General features: G+C 39.7%; 1 protein-coding gene and 3 pseudogenes. All 4 read left to right on the top strand.

Annotated features, from left to right (window positions below; genetic code table 11):
• Positions 1-416: 416 nt before the first annotated feature.
• Positions 417-5,627, top strand: coding sequence for a Vomp family autotransporter (locus tag QHG54_RS04875; protein ID WP_406604536.1), 5,211 nt, complete (start codon positions 417-419; stop codon positions 5,625-5,627).
• A gap of 587 nt (positions 5,628-6,214) precedes the next feature.
• Positions 6,215-9,430, top strand: a pseudogene (locus tag QHG54_RS04870) (hypothetical protein); the annotation flags it as partial.
• A gap of 381 nt (positions 9,431-9,811) precedes the next feature.
• Positions 9,812-11,192 (top strand): annotated as a pseudogene (locus QHG54_RS04865) (Vomp family autotransporter); the annotation flags it as partial.
• 1,197 nt (positions 11,193-12,389) lie between these two features.
• Positions 12,390-22,154 (top strand): annotated as a pseudogene (locus tag QHG54_RS04860) (hypothetical protein); the annotation flags it as partial.
• Between the last annotated feature and the right edge of the window lie 141 nt (positions 22,155-22,295).

The raw sequence follows: 22,295 nt of genomic DNA, 5'->3' as shown, positions 1-22,295 counted from the left end.
ATTTCAATATGGTGATTATTTTTCGCAAAAAAATAATAGAAATTATTTTATTATACTCTTGTCATTTCGTTTGTGCGCTTTATCTGAAAGACAAATTACTTTTTATAAAAAGCGTTTTTACAAAAAACGGATTACGCTATGTTTGATAGGGATTATACAATAATTTAAGAGAGTGCATATTTTTATTTTTTTTAGCCTTTTTATTAAAGAGGCGATGGCTTTTTCTCAGATCTAATCTCTTTTAAAAAGATTTTAGGATGATGCCGTAACAGGTTTTGGCATCGAAAGGGGTGGCTTTTAGATTTTTTATGAGTTTTCTGGTTGCGCAAAAGGAGTTTTGCGATGGGTTTTCTTTTGCTTGCTGTGATGATGTTTTTCTCTGTTTTCAGCATTAAATTTTTCTTGAGGGGGGTATGATGAAAAAATTACATTCAACACCAAATTTTATTAAAGCTGTTTCATTAGGAACAGCAATGGCTGCGCTTTTATCGAGCGTTTCTCCTGTTTTTGCGGCAAACCTCGCGATAACAGGAGCAACTGTTCAGAGTTCGAATATGCCGAGCGTGTCTTATCAAAAGGGCAGTCATGGTAGTATTGTTTTGACTGGTGATGATGATTATTGTGGTGTGGATAATGTTGTCGGACGTGGTGGCAGTACTCAAAGCTCTAATAATTCAATAACGGCAGAAGAGCAATATAACAGATTTATCGAAGATAGAAAATTTCATGATCGTAATCCTTATGGCACGACCACTGAAAAGGTTACTTGGCTTGCTGATGGGGCTACGGATCCAAGAGGTGGCTATATGGGAACTGCTATCACTAATGGTCTCATGAATGTTATGCCTGAAGCTTACGGTGTTTATTCTTTTGCTACTGGTTGTGGGTCTTCTGCAACGGGGAATTATTCAACAGCCTTTGGTGCTGGAGCGACTACAAAGGCAGGGGGCGCACAAGCTTTTGGTGTTTCTGCACTTGCAAGCGGTAGAGCAAGTGTTGCTATGGGTGTGGGATCAGAAGCGAAGGAGAAATCTACGGTTGCTATTGGTGGACTTGCAACTGCATTAGGTGAAAATAGTGTTGCTTTAGGGACTAGGACGAGGGCAGAAAAGAATTATGCGATTGCTATAGGTTCAGAGGCGGAAGCTCAAGGTTCAGGTTCTATTGCAATAGGGAGCAGGCGTTCTGACAGAACAGAGGCTTCTAATCCTGAAAGAAAAGTAACAGCGAAGGGGGAAAATGCGATTGCTATAGGTACACACACGTATGCTGAAACGGCAGATTCTGTTGCTATTGGTGCAAATGCACAAGTAACTGTTTTTGATGGTGTTGCTATAGGTGGGGGATCAGTCTCTGATAGAGACAAGGGGGTTGTTGGTTATGACCCTTATCTAGATGGTGATGCGACAGAAACCGGTATGGCATGGAAAAGCACTACAGGTGCTTTTAGTGTTGGTGAAGTTGGTGGCCGTGGTAATGGTAATCTAACACGACAGATTACAGGAGTTGCAGCTGGTTCTAAAGACACTGATGCTGTCAATGTTGCACAACTGAAAGCTATGAAAGATTTGGTAGCAGGAGAGTGGAAACTCTCTATTGATGGAAAAAATGAGACACCTGTTAAAGGAGGCAGTATTGTAGATTTTTCAGTGAAAAATGACAACGCCGTGGGGCAAGACAACTTAAAGATTGAAAAGGACAATGCAGATAATAATAAGCACAAAGTCACATTTGCTTTGAGTGATAATCTTAAACTGACGAGTGTTACTACAGGAAACAGTTCTTTAAAGAGTGATGGCTTAGTAATTACTGGTGGTCCAAGCGTACAGAGTGAAGGTATTAATGCTGGCGGTAAAAAGATTACAGGAGTGTTAGAAGGCACTGACAATACCGATGCAGTGAATTATAAACAGCTGCAAGATATAAAAGATTTGGTAACAGAAGGCGGAGGTTGGAAACTTGCCGTTGACGGTGAAGGTGCCACAGATGTTAAAGCTGGCAGTACAGTGGATTTTGTTGCAGTTAAGGACAAAGAAAATAACAAAAATATTAAAATTGTAAAAGGCGATGGCAATAAAGTAACCTTTGATTTGGGTGATAATATTAGGGTGACGAGTGTTACAGCAGGGAGAAGCACTGTAAGCGATGATGGTTTTATATTCGCTAATGGGGCAAAAATAACTGTAGATGGTATTAATGCTGGCGGTAAAAAGATTACAGGAGTGCTAGCGGGAACTGAAAGTACTGATGCAGTGAATTATAAACAGCTGCAAGATATAAAAGATTTGGTAACAGAAGGCGGAGGTTGGAAACTTGCCGTTGAAGATGGAAAGCCTACAAATATTGGGGCAGAAAGTACAGTAAAGTTTGTAGCTGCTGCGGATAAGGATAGCCACAAAAATATCAACATTGTAAAAGACGATGATAACGAGGTAACATTTGATTTAAACAAATTTATTAAAGTTAATAAAATAAAAGTAGGGGACGAAGTTACTATAACTGATAATGGCTTAGTGATTAAACGTGGTCCAAGTATAACATATGGCGGTATTGATGCTGGCAGTAAAGAGATTAAAAATGTAGCAGAAGGTATTTTGCCCTTCGATGCAGTTAATCTTAATCAGTTGGAAAAAGTAAAAGAGAAAATACAAGAAGTAGCAGACAATAGTCTTGTTAAATGGGATGAAGATGAGAAGCTCATTACCATTGGTGCCAAAAAAGATGGCGAGATAATTAATGTTAAAAATAATACAGACAATGAGCGGGTTATTACTGGTGTTGCAGATGGGGGGGTTGATGAGAATTCAGCTGATGCAATAAATGGTTCCCAACTTTATTCTATAGGTAGCAAAATTGCAAAATACTTTGGTGGTGGTGCCTCATTCGAGAATGGCGACTTTACAGGACCAGAATATGAGTTAACTACTATTGAAGAGGATGGTACAGTAAGTATAAAGAATTATCCTGATGTTGGTTCAGCTTTGGATGTAGTTAATAAAAATGTCTTTGCGGTTGATCATAGAATAACCGTTGGGTTTCTTGATATTGCTGATTATTTTGGTGGTGGCGCTAAGTATGAGAAAGGCGAATGGAAAGCTCCTACTTTCAAGGTTTCTCAGCGTGATGCGGATGGTACTATTGTTGAGAAGGAGCACCATAATGTTGCTGATGCTTTTGGTGGTGTTGATAAATCTATCACAGATATTTATAATCAGATTAACAATGTAACAGGAAATGGTCTTGTTAAATGGGACAAAGATCAGAAGCTTATCACCATTGGTGCTGAAAAAGATGGTACGAAAATTGATATTGCAGGCAGTGAGGGAGATCGAATTATCACGGGTGTAAAAGCAGCAGTGGAAGATAATGATGCTGTCAATAAAAAGCAACTCGAGGACACTATAACAGAGGTCGCTGACAGTATTAAGTTTAATATTCTTGTAAAACAAGATAAGGAGGATGGTCCTATTACTGTTGGTAAAGAAAGAGGTGGCACAACAATTAACATTGCAAATAAATCGGGTGATGCTCGGACAATTTCTGGTGTAAAAGCAGCGGTGGAAGATAATGAGGCTGTTAATAAAGCTCAACTTGATGGCACTATTGTAGATATTAATGATAAGATTAACGTCATTAAGGAAGCAAGTGCTTTTGCAGTTCTCTATGATAAAGATAAAGATGGTGCTGTCAATTATGATAGTGTGACTTTGGGAGGCAGTAAAAGCAAAGGACAAGTTGCTCTCCTGAATGTCAAAGATGGAAAAATTAACAAAGATTCGCACGATGCAATCAATGGCAGCCAGATTGATAAAATATCTCAGGATGTTGCAAAGTTTTTTGGTGGAAGTGCTGCATTTGAAAATGGTGCTTTTGTAGGACCGAGATATAATTTAACCACTATTGATAAAGATAGTAAGGAAAAACAAAAAGAATATAATGATGTTGGCTCAGCTTTGACAGGGCTTGATACAAATATCAGGAATGTTAATCATCATTTAATCCATGCAATAAAGGATGTTGCTACTTATTTTGGTGGCGGTGCTGGATATGATGATAAAGAAGAATGGAGAGCTCCTACTTTCCAAGTTATCGAATTCAATGCTGATGGCACTTCCGCTAAGAAACCTTATTATAATGTTGCTGATGCTTTTGAAGGTGTGAATAACTCTTTCACGAATATTCACAATCAAATTTCTAATATAACGAAAAATAGTCTTGTGAAGCAAGAAGGCGGCACTGAAGGTATTATTACCATTGGTAAAGCAACCGGTGGGACTAAAATCAGTATTGCAGATAAGAGTGGTAATGCTCGCACAATTTCTGGTGTAAAAGCAGCAGAGAAGGGTGATGAAGCTGTTAACAAAAACCAACTTGATAAAAGCATTAAAGAAGCAAATGCTGCTGCTGTTCTCTACGATAAAAATGAAGATGGTAGCATCAATTATGGTAGCGTGACTTTAGGTGGTGGTCAGGGCGAGGGACCAGTGGTTCTCCTCAATGTCAAAGATGGCAGAATTGCACAAGGTTCAATGGATGCCATTACGGGTAACCAGCTTTATCTCATGAGTAACCAGCTTGCTGCTTATTTTGGTGGTGGCGCTAAGTATGAGAATGGAAAGTGGATAAATCCTGAATTCAAAGTTATGCAATACTATGCTAATGGCAATGCCATTGAAAAACCTTATACAAATGTTGCCGATGCATTTGGTGGTGTCAATAATAGTATGTTAAACATAAGTAATCGCATTGATCAAATCGAAGACAAAGTTGATACAGATGCTTTAAAGTGGAATGAGGAAAAAGATGCCTATGACGCTAGCCATAATGGTCAACCAAGTAAGATTATCAATGTAGCTAATGGCAAAATTGCAAAAGATTCGACAGATGCAGTCAATGGTGGACAGCTTTGGCAGACCAATGAACGTATTAGTGGTGTTGAAAAAGATATTAAACATATCGAAAACAGAGTTGACAATATTTCAAACACAATTGGCGATATTGGTGATACTGTTACCAATATTGAAAACAAAGTTGATAATATTGAAGCTACGGTTAACAATATAGCTGATGGGGTTGTTAGTTATGACAAAGATGAAAACGGCAAAAAGACCAATAAAGTCACTTTAGCAGGCGGCAATGAGAGTGAACCTGTCATGATTGATAATCTTGCTGATGGTAAAATTGAAAAAGGCTCGAAAGAAGCTGTGAATGGTGGACAACTGCATGATTACACTAAAGAACAGATGGAGATTGTTCTTGATCAATCGAAGCATTATACGGATCAACGAGTAAGGAATATCGTTGTCGATGCTATTGATGATGCTGTTGATCAGGCTAACCACTATACAGATATGAAGTTTGAAGCGCTCAATTATACTATAGAAGGTGTACGCAAAGAGGCAAGACAAGCTGCAGCCATTGGTTTGGCAGTATCGAACTTGCGTTACAATGACACACCTGGAAAGTTAAGTATTGCATTTGGTAGTGGTCTATGGCGTAACCAATCTGCATTTGCTCTTGGTGCTGGTTATTCATCTGAAAACGGAAAAATTCGTTCTAACTTGTCGGTAACGAGTTCTGGAGGACATTGGGGTGTAGGTGCAGGATTTAATATGACACTGAATTGATAAAAACTTTTCTTAAAACGCACTTTTTGCCCTTGCTTTGATTAAGCAGGGGCAGAAAATTTTTTAGTAAAAAACTATATACAAGTCCTATAATGAAATACGAGCCGGCACTATTAATATATTTGCCAGCTCTCAATATTTCTGACGGCTCTTGCTTGAGACGGTTCATAAGCGGCATTTTTACTTTGCTTTTTAAGCAGTTTTTCATCCATATGTTGATCCCTTGTTGTTACCCATACGTCATCCTTTCTTGCGACGTGCAAAAGAATGGTTTTGTCTGATTTATCATAAAAGGACTTGAAATGAGAGAAGCCTACGATACTCAGGAATCTCATTATGCAAAACAATAAATTATCATTATAAATCAATATATTGACTAAATCCTACTAGAGCAAGATAAACTCTTTCCTAAATTAAAAGAGTGATCAGTAAACGCAAAACCATACTGATCCTGAATGCATAATAGCTAAAAAACTATGCGCCATTTTTAGTAAGAGAAAAAGCCGGAATTCGCATAAATAATTAAATACGATTTTTTTATGTTTAAAAATTGACTTTCACAAATAGCCCCCTAAATCCCCTTAAAGATGCTGCAGAAATTGACAGCTTATACCTTAATTTATTCACACTTCAAAAAATCACGGTGTGTAAAAACATGGATGCATACAAAACTAAAGAAGCTTTGTAGTGCTGGAGAGCATCCTTTTTATGGCTTAAATATGTTATTACTGGGGGAGAATATTATGAAAAAATTATACACCACAACAGCGGCGAGTAACTTGAATTATTCCCGTTTTTCTTCTTCGTTATCTGGAGTTGTAGGAGTTTCGTTAGCTGTAGTTGTTGCATTTTTATCAAATATTTCGCTTGTCAATGCCGGTGTGATTGTAAACACTAAAGGTGTGCGCTCTCATAATGTTACGATGAATAAGAAAAATCAATCCGTTAAAGTTTCTACGCCGGCAAGTAAGAAAAAAACAGCATCGGATAATGATTCAAAGGCATTGAATATCGATGTGATGAATGTGGATGTGACTGAAAGTGTTGAAGGTTTGCAAGGTAACGTTAAAGTCTTACAGACTAACAATGTGAATAAGAAATCCGAGTTTTTTATTGAATCTTTTGCGCCTACAATTTGGCAAGTAATGGCACCAAATAATTATTCAACGAAATCAATGGCAAGGGCAATAAGCATCCCATCTGGAGGCGCAGAAATCATCCCATATAGAAACGAAAAGGTAGCACAGGGAGAAAATCATCTAAATTTTGAAACGAGCCACCCTTATCAAGTAGGTTATGAGGCCAAGACAGATGGTAATAGTGCCATTGCTATAGGCCCGTGGGCAAAAGCACTATATCAAGACGCTATTGCTATAGGTAAAACTGCTTATGCGACAGGTTGGAGCAGCGTTGCAATAGGTTCTGAATTTAAAGATAAGGGTCAAGATGAAAAAGGTATGGACGATCATACAATGGCGACAGGTGACTATTCGACCGCTTTAGGTTCTGTTTCGAAGTCTTTAGGGTATGTCTCGACAGTTGTTGGTCACCGTTCATGGGCATCTGGTGCATTTGGCCTTGCTGTAGGGGCTTTTGCAAAAGTAAAGGAAAACTATGCTGTTGCTTTGGGTGGTTCTGCTGAAGCGTTAGTGAGAGGAAGTGTTGCTTTAGGAGGTAATTCTGTTGCGAAGACTGCTGCTGGAAAGACTGGTTATAGTCCTTTACATGCAGACCCGATAGAATTTGCAGACCCGATAGCAGATGATGGCTTCACATGGTATAGTACATTAGGTGCTGTCAGTGTTGGTGATATTGAGAAAAAAAAATCGCGCCAGATTACAGGAGTAGCAGCTGGTACTGAATTGTATGATGCCGTGAATGTTGCACAGCTAAAAGCGTTACAACAATATGTAGACCAAGGTTGGAAGCTGTCTGTTGGCGGGGCTAATGCTACAGTTGTTGGTATAGAAAACACAGTAGATTTTTCAGCTACCAGTGACAACCTTACGGTTACAATTACAAAAGGTGAGCAAGACAATAATGTAAATAATGTAAAGTTTGATTTGGCTGATAATATTAAAGTGACGAGTGTCACGACAGGAAGAAGCGTAATGAGTGATGATGGCTTTCTGTTTGCTAATAACCAAGGTCCAAGCATGACTTTTGATGGCATTTATGCTGGCGATGAAACGATTAGAGGAGTGAAGGCAGGGGAGGAAGGTACCGATGCTGTTAATAAACAGCAACTCGAGGATCAGATTGCAGATGTCGTTGATAGTATTACAAACAACATCCTCGTTAAATGGGATAAAGAACAGAATCTTATCAATATTGGTAAGGAAAGAGATGGTTCTGTAATTAATATTGAAAACAAATCCGGTGAAAGCAGAACAATCTCTGGTGTAAAAGCAGCAGAGAATGATGATGAAGCTGTTAATAAAAAACAACTCGATGGTACAATTGCAGATATTACTAACAGTATTAACGTCGTTAAAGAAGCGAATAATTTTGCCGTTCTCTACGATAAAAACAGTGATAATACTGTTAATTATAAGAGTATTACTCTGGGCGATAAAAATAATCCAGGACCAGTTGCTCTCTTGAATGTTAAAGATGGCACGATTTCCCAAGGGTCGACTGATGCAATAAATGGTGGTCAGATTCATAAAATATCTCAGGATGTTGCAAAGTTTTTTGGTGGTAACGCCTCATTTAAGGAAGGTGCCTTTAGTGGACCAAAATATGATTTGACTACTATTGATGAAGATGGTGCAGTAAAAAAGCTGAAATATAGTGATGTTGGTGCAGCTTTGGATGCGGTTAATAAAAATGTCTTTGCGGTTGATCATAGAATAACTGTTGGGTTTCTCGATATTGCTGATTATTTTGGTGGTGGCGCTAAGTATGAGAAAGGCAAATGGCAAGCTCCTACTTTCAAGATTTCTCAGCGTGACGCGAGTGGTACTATTGTTGAGAAGGAATACAATAATGTTGGTGACGTTTTGGAAGGGCTTGATACGAGTGTCAAGAATGTAAATACTCATCTGGAAAATGAGGTAAAGAAGTTTAATGAAAAAATCACAAATATTTCACAAGAAGTAAAAGGTGATGCCTTGTTGTGGAGCGAAACGGATAAAGCATTTGTAGCACAACACGGAGCAGGAAAAACCAAGAGCAAGATTACATTTCTTGCAAATGGAGAGACAACTGAAAACTCAACGGATGCGGTGAATGGTTCGCAACTCTTCAAGATGGCTCAAAATGCATCAAAATATTTTGGTGGTGGTGCAGATGTACTTGCAGGTATAGAACCGTCTTATCTTATTCAGAATGAGGAATATCACGATATTGGTTCTGCTTTTACAGGTGTGAATATTTCTATTACAAGGCTTGATAGTAAGATTTCCGAAATGGCAAAAACGAGCCTTGTGCAACAAGAGAAAGGTACATCAGGTATTATCACTATAGGTAAGGCAACAGCTGGTACTGAAATTAGTGTTGCAGGTTCTGGCGGTTCGGGGCGCACTATTTCTGGCGTGCGGGCGGCAACAAAAGACAATGAAGCCGTTAACAAAGCGCAGCTTGATAAAAGTTTAGAAAGTCTTTCGAATACTCTTCAGTCTGAAGATTCTTCTGTTGTTCTTTACGATAAAACAAAAGATGGTAAAACTGATTATGGTAGTGTGACTTTTGGGAAGGGTGAAGATGCCGCTCCTGTTGCTCTTCATAATGTTGCTGATGGTGAGATTGCCAAGGATTCTCATGATGCGGTCAACGGCAGCCAGATTAATAAAATAGCTGAAGATGTTGCACAATTCTTGGGTGGTGGTGCGACATTTAGTGAGGGCATTTTTCAAAAACCAACATATAATGTTTCTAGTGTTGATGCTGAAGGTAAAGTAACAAATAATTCGTATAGCGATATTAGTGCGGTCTTTACTGGGCTTGATACGAGTGTCAAGAATGTGAATACTCATCTGACGAATGAGGTCAAAAAGTTTGACGAAAAAATCACGAATATTACTGAAGGACTTAAAGGCGATGCCTTATTGTGGAACGATGATGCGCAAGCATTTGTTGCGCAGCATGGAGCAGGAAAAACCAAGAGCAAAATTAAGTTTCTTGAAAAAGGAGAGATTTCTGAATCCTCGACAGAAGCCGTTAATGGTTCGCAACTCTATTCGATGAGCAACAAGCTTGCTACTTATTTTGGTGGTGGTGCCTCATTCAAGAATGGTGCTTTTGTGGGACCAAAGTATAGTTTATCGACGATTTCTGTTATTGGTGAGGCAAAGCAGAAGGACTATGATAATGTTGGTTCTGCATTGGTTGGTCTTAATGCGAACGTCAAGAATGTGAATAGCCATCTAACGAATGTGGTTAATACTTTTACTGAAAAAGTAAATAATATTTCAAAAGAAGTAAAAGGCGATGCCTTATTGTGGAACGATGATGCGCAAGCATTTGTTGCGCAGCATGGAGCAGGAAAAACCAAGAGCAAAATTAAGTTTCTTGAAAAAGGAGAGATTTCTGAATCCTCGACAGAAGCCGTTAATGGTTCGCAACTCTATTCGATGAGCAACAAGCTTGCTACTTATTTTGGTGGTGGTGCTAAATATAAGGATGGAAAATGGACTGCTCCTACCTTCAAGATAGCGCAATTCAAGGGCGACGGTAGCTCTGGTGAGAAGAAGAGCTATAATAATGTAGCGAGTGCTTTTGATGGTGTTAATGAGAGTATGTCCAGTATCAACGATCGTATTCATGATGTTGAACAGAACGTAGCCTCTAATGGTTTACAGTGGAATGAAAAGAAAAAAGCGTATGACGCTAGTCACAATGGTAAAGTGAGCAGGATTGATAACGTTGCCAATGGTAAAATTGCAAAAGGCTCGCAAGAAGTGGTGAATGGAGGTCAGCTTTGGGAGACAAATCAGAAGGTTACAGCGGTTGAAAACAAAGTCAACACAATTGAAAACAAGGTAAATAATATTGATAAGCATGTGCAAGATGCGGTTGAAGTGATAAGAGATGCAGATGGCGAGAAAACCATAAGATCACTTTAGCGGGTGGAATCCTGGTGAACCTGTCATGATTGATAATGTTGCTGATGGCCGTATTGAAATGCTCGAAAGAAGCTGTTAATGGTGGGCAACTGCATGATTACACGGAGCAGCGGAGCTGAAGGTTGTTCTTGATGATGCAAAGCATTACACAGATCATCGTGTGAATAATATCGTTGTGAATGCCATAGATGATGCCGTTGATCGGTCTAACCAATATACTAATATGAAGTTTAATCTTTTAAGTTATGATATTAAGAATGTTCGCAAAGAGGCAAGACAAGCAGCAGCGATTGGTTTGGCAGTGTCTAACTTACGTTACTTCGACGATCCTGGATCTTTAAGTGTTTCATTTGGTAGTGGCGCATGGCATGGTCAATCGGCATTTGCTTTTGGTGCAGGTTATACGTCTGAAGATGGAAAAATCCGCTCTAACATATCTGCGACGAGTGCCGGAGGTCATTGGGGAGTAGGTGGCGGAATAACTCTGAAACTCAAATAATACAAGAAACTGCAATTGAACAAAATTTTCGTCCTTGTCTGATGATGCAAGGGCGAAATTTTCTATTCTAGAGAAGGAATATTTTACCCAGCACTCATGGCACCTCATGAGCACCTCATGGAAACTGATAGAGTCGTATATTTATAAAGTCTCATAACAATGTATTCTATAGCAATAGTCTTAGTGAGGCTGATTTTATTTAAAGTGAATCACTTTAACAAAAATTTTACAAATGCAGAGTAATTTTCTCATATGAATTAACAGATTGCGTAATTGCTACTGTAGTTTAATTGTGTAATCACACAGTTATTTTAAAATTGTACATTTTATAATTTTATGAATAGAAATATCCATTGGGGGGATATGCTTAAAGAAATCAAAAATCTCATTTTTACTATTTTATTTATTTGCTTTATTTATTTGTTCTGTATGCAACGTATGCGGCAGTGGCGGTGATTAAGTACATAGCAGTAGCATCAGTAATTACATAAGACTCAGTTTGATCGAAACGGGGATATTTAAAACACAACGATACAACAGTATTTCTATAAAAACCTACAGTGCATGCAACTATAATCAATTTTATAAGGAATAAAAGACTCATTGTGTGAAAATAATTAAATCCATTTTCTTCTTGCTATTTTAGCTAATAGTCTATAGACCATAAAATAGTCATTAATAAGACTCATTTTGGTAAAAATATTAAAAGACTCTCTCGCAAGGGGAGGAGCGATGAATGATGAGAAAATTACATAACCATTATTTTTCTTTAAAGTACTTTAAACCATAAACAACTTCATTTTTTCTCGAATAAACACTTTTATAACCTTTAAACACACAAAACGAATCTTTTTAACATCGAAAACCACAAACCCTATACTTAACAAATAATAGCGTACAAATATGTCTTTTTTATGTCTGTCACATTTTTTTCACCCCAAAATTCAGGGGCTTTGTTGCAAAAAGAACAACCCACTTACAGGTGGAAAAAACCAAAACTCCATCGCCCTAATGGGCAATAAATATAAACTACGATCTCACGCGACCTCAGTGGAGCTTTAGAGAGCCTTTTTGCTCATCACAATAACCATAAACCTTTATAGAACAGACAAAAACCATACCACTAAAATCCTACTAGCGCTGAAATGTGTCTTTTTGATGTTCTGAATATGTTTTTCCTGACTTGGAGAATTTCTTATGAAAAAATTCTATACCACACTAGCGCGCAATGACGTAAAATCTCTTCGTTCTCCTTATCCACTCTCTCTGGTTAAGGGTGTTTCATTTGCTGCAATGGTGGCTTTTTTGTCAAATGTTTCTCCTAGCTTTTCAGCAAATTCTGATTTTAGAAACGCATCTTTTGAAGGTGCCAAGGGTATTGTTGTTGCTTATCCTCAAAGCATTCTTTCTGCGTATGATGGCTATAAGGATGATAAGAAAAATTATTTAAAAGCGCTGAATGTTGCTTTAACATCTAAGGTAAATGCTTCTGAAGACTATGCAAATTTTTTGACCAGAACTCTTCTAGGTCCGAGTGATGAGAGCTCTGTAATAAATGTTCTGACGGCAGAGGGTGATAATTTATCGAAAGGGGAGGTAAGTAAAGAGGAACGATATGAAAGAGTCTTCACTAATCGTCAGTTGTCTGTTTCTGATAGCTCTACAGCCCAGCAGTTTGTTTACAATGATGAGAATGCAATGCTTGTTAATATTTCTGACCTTTTGCGGGGTGGAACTGCAGGAATGCAACGTGCTAAAAACAACAATACTATTTTGGGTGATGGGATTGTTGAGAAAGGTAGCAAGTGGACTGTTGTTATTGGTGACGATGCGGCTTCTAGTAATGGTGAGAAAGGTGCACATGGTTCTGTTGTTATCGGGTATGGTGCAAAAGCTGAAAACGGTTGGAATGTTCTTATCGGTTTTGGGGCAGAAGCAGTACCAGGATCGTATGGTTCTGTTGTTTTGGGGCGGGGGGCAAAAACGGAAGGAGTTTATAGCATTGCAATCGGTGGTGTTGGAACTATTAGTGGAAGTGCAACCCAGGATATTGATGAAAAAAATAGAGTACTTGCAACTGGTAATTATGCAATGGCTCTTGGTTACGGCGCGAAGAATTATGCAGAAAAGGGGATTGTTCTTGGTTACAATGCATCTGCAACAAAGGAGGCGCTGTATGGTATAGCCATAGGTGCTGAAGCAAATTCAATGGGGGGTAGGGGTATTGCTTTAGGTTATAAAGCGCAGGCATCAAATCAAGTCGATAGCATTGCTATAGGTTACATGGCTCACGCTATGGGTCGAAGCAGTGTCGCAATAGGTTCAGAATATAATGAGGAGAATGGTGGGGAGAACGATTATACAACCGCGAAGGCTGACTATTCAACGGCTGTGGGGGCTGTTTCTAAGGCTTTAGGGTATGGTTCGACTGCTCTTGGTCATCGCTCACAGGCAATTAGTAAGTATGCCATTTCTCTTGGGTTTTATTCGAAAGCAAAGGAAGAGGGAGCTGTCGCTATAGGTGTAGATTCTGTAGTTGGGGTGGAAAATGGCGTTGCTCTAGGGAGAGATTCTGTAGCTAATAGGGCTGCTGGTAAGTTTGGTTATGCTCCTTCACTGGTGGACGAAGTTGCAAAAAATAACGGATCTCAGTGGCAAAGTACACTGGGTGCTGTAAGTGTTGGTGATGATGGTAACAAAAAAACGCGGCAAATTACAGGGGTAGCAGCTGGCAGTGAAGCAACTGACGCAGTAAATGTCACTCAGCTGCGAGATTTAAAAAGATTCGTAAAAGAAAACGGTTGGAAACTATCTGTTGGCGGTGCAAATGGTACGACTGTTCTTATGGATGGTGATGTAGATTTTTCTGCTGGAAGTAACAACTTGAATATTACAAAAGGCGATAAAGACAATAAGCTAAAATTCGATCTTGCCAAAGATGTTATGTTGAGTAGTGCAAAAGTTGGAGGCAATACCTTAGATGCAACGGGCTTAGTAATTACGGGTGGTCCAAAAATAACGACCGATGGTATTGGCGCTGGTAGTAAAAAAATAACAGGATTAGCAAAAGGTACTGATGGTACTGATGCCGTTAACAAAGCGCAACTTGATCAAGATGTAACCACTCTTTCTGACAAAATTGAAGATGTGCGCTCTGTGGCAGTTCTTTATGATGAGGAAGCAGATACCGAAGAAGTCAGTGCATTTACCAGATCTGCACGTAAAGTGAATAAGAAGAGTGTGACTTTTGGAGATCCGAAGGAAGGCCCTGTTGCCTTGCATAATGTAGCCGATGGTAAGATTGCCAAGGATTCTCATGATGCCGTCAATGGTTCCCAACTTTTTGAGACAAACCAGAATGTCGCTACCTATTTTGGTGGCGGTGCTGGCTATTCAGAAGGTACATGGACCGCTCCTAAATTCACAGTTAAATCCGTTAAGGATGACGGTGTTTCTGAAGATAAGGTTTATGATGATGTTGCGAGTGCTTTGACTGGAGTTGGTACTTCTCTTACGAATGTTCAGAATAAATTTACTGAGCAGGTTAACAATGTGATTAACAAAGTGGAAAGCGAAAGCTTTGTTCAGCAAGATAAAACAACGCATCTTCTCACTATTGGTGCAGCAGCAGAAGGCGCAGAAATCAATATCGCCAATAAGGACAAAGGGGATAGGATACTTTCTGGTGTGAAGACCGCTACAAAGGATAATGAAGCGGTTAACAAAGGTCAGCTTGATGAAAGTTTAGAGAAGCTTTCTAACAGTCTTCAGTCTGATGAATCTGCTGTTGTTCATTACGATAAAACAGGTGATGAAAATAGCACGATTAATTATAAGAGTGTAACCTTGGGTGGTAAAGATAAAGACCCCGTAGGTCTTCATAATGTTGCTGATGGCGCGATTGCCAAGGATTCACGTGATGCAATCAATGGTTCCCAGCTTCATTCTCTTGGCACCGAGGTTGCGAAGTCTTTAGGTGGGACTGCTAGCTATGAGAATGGCACATGGACTGCTCCTACATTCACAGTTAAGAGCGTCACAGAAGATGGCAAAACAGAAGACAAAAGCTATAATAATGTTGCTTCTGCTTTTGCAGGTGTTGGTACTTCTTTCACAAATGTGAATAATTCTATCACGAAGATTAAGAATGAAATCACCAAAGAGATTGCGGATGCAAAAAGTGATTCATTGAACTGGAGTGAAACTGCTAATGCTTTTGTAGCGCAGCACGGAGAGAATAAAGATAGCAGCAAGATTACATCTCTTCAGAGTGGGGAAATTTCTGCAACCTCAACGGATGCAGTAAATGGCTCTCAACTTTATTCATTAGGCACAGAGGTTGCTACCTATTTTGGCGGTGGCGCTGGATATGCCGAAGGCACATGGACTGCTCCTACATTCACGGTTAAATCCTTCAAGAATGATGGCAGTGTCTCTGATGCGACCTATCATGATGTTGCTTCTGCTTTTGAAGGTGTTGGTGATTCATTCACGAATGTAAAAAATGAGATTACCAATGTAAAAAATGAAATTACCAATGTAAAAGGTGATAGCCTCGTTAAATGGGATGACGAGAAGCAAATAATCAAGATTGGTGCAGAAAAAGGTGGTAATACAATCACTATTGCCGATAAGGATAGCAAGGGTCGAATTCTGTCTGGCGTGAAGGCTGCAGAAAAGAGTGACGAAGCCGTTAACAAAGCCCAGCTTGATGAAAATGTGATCAAGCTTTCTCAAGATATTGAGGACGTCCGTTCTGTAGCGGTTTTCTACGATACAGAAGAAGATACCGAAGAAGTCAGTGCACTTACCAGATCAGCGCGTAAAGCGAATAAGAAGAGTGTGACTTTTGGAAATCCGAGTGAGGGCACTGTTGCTTTGCGTAATGTCGGCATAGGTAAAATTGCAGAAAATTCAACGGATGCAGTCAATGGTTCCCAGCTTCATTCACTAGGCGATAAGGTTGCTACCTATTTTGGTGGTGGAGCTAAGTATGAGAATGGACAATGGGTAGCTCCTGCTTTCAAGGTTAAAACTGTCAAAGCTGATGGTGCTGAAATTGAAGACAAAAGCTATAATGATGTTGCCTCTGCTTTTGAAGGTGTAGGTACTTCATTCACGAATATTACAAATGAAATTAAAAAAGAAATTGCTACTGTTCAAGGTGACGCCTTGTTGTGGAGCGAGTCTGATAAGGCCTTTGTAGCGACGCATGGAGAGAATAAAAATAGCAGCAAGATTACATCTCTTCAGAATGGGGAAATTTCTGCAAATTCAACGGATGCAATAAATGGCTCTCAGCTTTATTCATTGGGTGATAAGGTTGCGACATATTTTGGTGGTGGCGCTGGTTATAAAGATGGCGCTTTTACAGGTCCTACTTATAAATTATCTCAGATTTCTAAAGATGGTGATGTAACAGACAATTCTTTCACAGAGGTAGGAAAAGCGTTTGAAGGTCTTGATACAAATATCAAGAATGTGAATCAGCGCATTAAAGATGTTTCTCAGGGTGTTGCTCAGGATTCTTTATTATGGAGCAAGGAGGAAGAAGCTTTTGTTGCACGGCATGGGGAAGGCAACAACAAAAATAGGAGCAAAATTAAATTTCTTGCCGGGGGAGATTTAAGTAAAGACTCAACAGATGCAGTGAATGGTGGTCAGATAAATACACTAGGTGGCAAGGTGGCTGCTTTTTTTGGCGGTGGTGCTGACTTTGGAAATGGAAACTGGAATACCCCAACTTTTAAATTTAAAACTATCAAAGCTGATGGTACTGAAGAAGATAAAGAATATCAGGATGTAGCTTCTGCCTTTGCAGGTGTAGGTACTTCATTCACGGATCTTCATAACGCAATTACCAAAGAGATTAATAATGCGGTTACCAAAGTAGAAGGTGATAGCCTTGTTAAGCAGGATAAAGACACTGATTCTATTACTATTGGTAAAGAAACAAATGGCACTGTAATCAATGTTGCAAACAAAAACGGTGTGAATCGGGTGATTTCTGGCGTAGAGGATGCAAAAGATAACAATGATGCCGTTAACAAAGGACAGCTTGATAAAGGCTTGAAAGATCTTTCGAACAGTCTTCAGTCTGATGATTCAGCTGTTGTTCACTACGATAAAAAAGGTGATGACAATAATGCTATTGATTATGCGAGCGTGACTTTAGGGAAAGGTAAAGATTCTGCAGCTGTAGGTCTCCATAATGTAGCTGATGGTACCATTGGTGAGGGATCACATGATGCAATCACCGGTGGTCAGGTTAATACGATTTCTCAAAATATTGCGAAATACCTAGGTGGTGAAGCTGCATTTAATAATGGTACTTTCACAGGCCCCACCTATAAATTATCTAAGATTTCTGAAGATGGCGCTGCAGAAAAAACTAGCTATGATAATGTTGGAAGTGCTTTTGAGGGGCTTGATACAAATATCAAGAATGTAAACCAGCGTATTAAGGAAGTATCTCAAGGTGTTGCACAGGATTCTTTGTCATGGGATAAGGGTGCGTTAGCCTTTGTTGCAAAACATGGAGAGGAAAAAACCAATAGCAAGATTACGTTTCTTGCAAATGGAGGCATTTCTGCAGCCTCAACGGATGCAGTAAATGGCTCTCAGCTTTATTCATTGGGCGATAAGGTTGCGAAGTCTTTTGGCGGTGGATCTGGATATACGAATGGAGAATGGTCCGCTCCAAGTTTTACGCTTAAAACTGTCAATGCAGATGGCAGTGAAGGTGAGGATAAAAGCTATACCAATGTGGCGGATGCATTGGCTGGTGTTAGCAGTTCTCTCACGAATATTAAAAATGATATTACCAATGTGGTCAGTAATAGTCTTGTTAAGTGGGATGAAGATAAGCAAATAATCAAGATTGGTGCAGAAAAATACGGTAATACAATCACTATTGCTGATAAGGATAGTAAGACTAGAACACTCTCTGGTATAAAGGCTGCAGAACAGAACGACGAAGCCGTTAACAAAGCCCAGCTTGATGAAAACGTGGACAAGCTTTCTAAGGATATTGAGGAAGTTCGTTCTGTAGCAGTTTTCTACGATACAGAAGAAGATGCAGAAGAGCTCAGTGCGCTTACGAGATCCGCTCGTAAAGCTAAACAAACCAGTGTGACTTTTGGAAATCCGAAGGAAGGCACTGTTGCTTTGCGTAATGTTGGTAATGGTAAGATTGCCAAGGATTCTCATGATGCCGTAAATGGTGACCAGCTTCATTCATTGGGCGACAAGGTTGCGACATATTTTGGTGGGAGTGCAACATTTAAAGATGGCACTTTTACAGCCCCGACTTACGAGATTTCTAATGTTTCTGAAGATGGTACAGTAACAGAAAGTTCGTATAGTGATGTTGGTAGTGCGTTTGCTGGGCTTGATACGAGTGTCAAGAATGTGAACACTCATCTAGCAAATGAGGTCAAAAAGTTTGATGAAAAAATCACGAATATTTCTAAAGAAGTAAAAGGCGATGCTTTGTTGTGGAGTGATGCTGAAAAGGCCTTTGTAGCGACGCATGGGGCAGAAGGAACAGCAAAAACAAGTAGCAAGATTACGTCTCTTCAAAATGGAGATATTTCTGAAAGCTCAACAGATGCAGTAGCGGGCAATCAGCTTCATTCATTAGGCAATAAGGTTGCAACATATTTTGGTGGTGGTGCTGGATATGCAGAAGGCCAATGGACCGCTCCTAAATTCACGGTTAAGAAATTCAATTCTGATGACACAGCGACTGAGGAGTCTTATGACAATGTAGCTTCTGCTTTTGAAGGTGTAGGTGCTTCTTTCGAGAATGTTAAAGATTCATTCGCGAAGATTAAGAATGAGATTGAAAAAGATATTACCACAGTTCAGGGTGACGCTTTGTTGTGGGGCAAGGAAGAAGGGGCCTTTGTAGCGACGCATGGTGAAAAAGATAGCAAAACCAATAGCAAGATTACATCACTTTTAGATGGAGCAATTAATGACAGCTCAACGGATGCAGTAGCGGGTAACCAGCTTCATAAATTGGGTACTGGGGTTGCGAAGTCCTTAGGCGGTAACGCCAAGTATGACAATGGCCAATGGAGCGAACCTACATTCAAGGTTAAAATCGTAAAGTCTGATGGTACTGAGAGTGAGGAGTCTTACAGCGATGTAGCTTCTGCCTTTGCAGGTGTTGGTAGCTCTTTCACGGATCTTCATAAAGAAGTTAAGAATGAGATTAACAAAGTAATAGGCGATAGCCTTGTTAAGCAGGATAAAGACACTGATCCTATTACTATTGGTAATGAAACAAATGGTACTGTAATCAATGTTGCAAACAAAAGCGGTATGAAACGAGTAATTTCTGGCGTAGAGGATGCAAAAGATAACAATGATGCTGTTAATAAGGGTCAGCTTGAGAAAGGTTTAAAGGATCTTTCCAACAGTCTTCAGTCTGATGATTCAGCTGTTGTTCACTACGATAAAAAAGGTGATGACAATAACACTATTAATTATGCGAGCGTGACTTTAGGGAAAGGTCAAAATTCTGCAGCTGTTGCACTTCATAATGTTGCAGATGGTGCTATTGGTGAGGGTTCACATGATGCAATCACCGGTGGTCAGGTTAATACGATTTCTCAAAATATTGCGAAATACCTAGGTGGTGAAGCTGCATTTAATAATGGTACTTTCACAGGCCCCACCTATAAATTATCTAAGATTTCTGAAGATGGCGCTGCAGAAAAAACTAGCTATGATAATGTTGGAAGTGCTTTTGAGGGGCTTGATACAAATATCAAGAATGTAAACCAGCGTATTAAGGAAGTATCTCAAGGTGTTGCGCAAGATTCTTTGTTATGGGACAACGATGCGCAGGCTTTTGTTGCAAAGCATGGAGAGAATAAAGCCAACAGCAAGATTACATCTATTTTGGCTGGAACAGTTTCTGAAAGTTCCACTGATGCTATTACAGGCCATCAGCTTCATTCATTAGGCGATAAGGTTGCAACTTATTTTGGCGGTGGCGCTAAGTATGATAGTGGTCAATGGACAGCTCCTACTTTCACGGTTAAAACTATTAATTCTGATGGCACTGAAGCTGAAGAGAAGGACTATAAAACTGTAGCGGATGCTTTGGCTAGTGTAGGTGCTTCTATCACGAATGTTCACCAAGAGCTTAACAATGAAATTACCAATGTAAAAGGTGATAGCCTTGTTAAGTGGGATGAAGAGAAGAAACTCATCAAAATTGGTGGCGAAAAAGAGGGTGCTACAATCACTATTGCTGATAAGGATAGTCAAGATAGAATCCTCTCTGGCGTAAAAAAGGCAGAGAACACCAATGAAGCAGTTAATAAAGCGCAGCTTGATGAAAACGTGGACAAACTTTCTAATGAAATTGAAGAAGTGCGTTCTGTGGCAGTTTTCTACGATACAGAAGAAGCTTCAGAAGGTCTCGATGCACTTACGAGATCCGCTCGTAAAGCTAAACAAACCAGTGTAACTTTTGGAAATCCGAAGGAAGGCACTGTTGCTCTGCGTAATGTAGCTGAAGGTAAAATAACTGATGGTTCACATGATGCGGTGAATGGTGGTCAGCTTTATTCTCTTGGCAGCAGTGTTGCGAAGTCTTTAGGCGGTGATGCTAGCTATGAGAATGGTGCATGGACGGCTCCTACTTTCAAGGTTAAGACCGTCAAGGATGATGGTAGTGCGGTTGAAGAGCAGAGCTATGAGAGTGTAGCAGCTGCTTTTGAGGGTGTTGGTACCTCTTTCACGAATATTCATAATGAGATTAACAAGGAGATTGACAAAGTTGTAGCCGATAGCTTTGTTAAGCAAGATGCAGAAACAAAGGTTATCAAGATTGGTGGAGAGACAGGTGGTACAGAAATCACTCTTGCGAACAATGAAGGCAAAGACCGGACTCTTTCTGGTGTGAAGGCGGCAGCGAATGATAATGAAGCAGTTAATAAGGGTCAGCTTGATAAAAGGTTGAAGGAACTCTCTGATACTCTTCAGTCTGAAGATTCTGCGGTTGTTCTCTACGATAAGGATTCAGATGGTAAAACTAATTATGGCAGTGTGACTTTTGGGAAGGGTAAAGATTCTGCTCCCGTTGGTCTCCATAATATTGCTGAGGGTAAGATTGCCAAGGATTCTCATGATGCAATCAATGGTTCTCAGATTAATAAAGTCTCTGAAGATGTTGCCAAATTCTTGGGAGGAGATACTTCTTTTAAAGATGGCGCTTTTACTGGTCCAACCTATAAATTATCTAAGATTTCTACAGAGGGTAAGGTAGAAGAGGACGAATTTAAAGACGTTGGTGCAGCCTTTGCAGGTCTTGATACGAATATCAAGAATGTGAACCAGCGTATTAAGGAAGTGTCTGAAGGCGTAGCACAGGATTCATTGTCGTGGAGTAAGGAAGAACAAGCTTTTGTTGCTCTTCATGGAGAAGGAGACCAAAGAGGCAACAGCAAGCTTACATCTCTTTTAGATGGAGCAATTAATGAAAGCTCAACGGATGCTATTACAGGTGGACAGCTTCATAAATTGGGTACTGAGGTTGCGAAGTCTTTAGGCGGTGATGCTAGCTATGAGAATGGTGCATGGACAACTCCAAGTTTCAAGGTTAAGACCGTCAAGGAAGATGGTAGTGATGTTGAAGAGCAGAGCTATGAGAGTGTAGCGGAAGCTTTTGCAGGAGTTGGTACTTCTTTCAAGAATATTCACAATGAAGTTAAGAATGAGATCAACAAAGTTGTCAGTGATAGCCTTGTTAAGCAAGATGACAAGACGCATGTTATCAGCATTGGTGGCGAAAAAGGTGGCACAAGCATTAATATTGCAAACACTGATGGTACGGAACGTACTCTTTCCGGTGTACATGCTGGCAAGGTTTCAGAAGGATCGACAGATGCGGTAAATGGTTCCCAGCTTTATTCAATGAATAAGACGGTTGCGACGTATTTCGGTGGTGGTGCTGGATATGCAGAAGGAAAGTGGACAGCACCAAGTTTCACGCTTAAAACGATCAACTCTGAAGGACATGATGAAGAGAAGAGCTATAGTAATGTAGCGGAAGCTTTTGCAGGAGTTGGTAGCTCTTTCACGAAT

It is taken from the genome of Bartonella gliris, assembly GCF_045277155.1.
Lineage (GTDB): Bacteria > Pseudomonadota > Alphaproteobacteria > Rhizobiales > Rhizobiaceae > Bartonella > Bartonella gliris.
Note: the sequence above shows the minus strand (reverse complement) of the source record. Positions and strands in the feature narration are given on the sequence as shown.

Excerpts from the sequence above, each read along its gene's own strand:
- QHG54_RS04875 (WP_406604536.1), top strand. The coding sequence starts at position 417 with ATGAAAAAATTACATTCAACACCAAATTTTATTAAAGCTGTTTCATTA.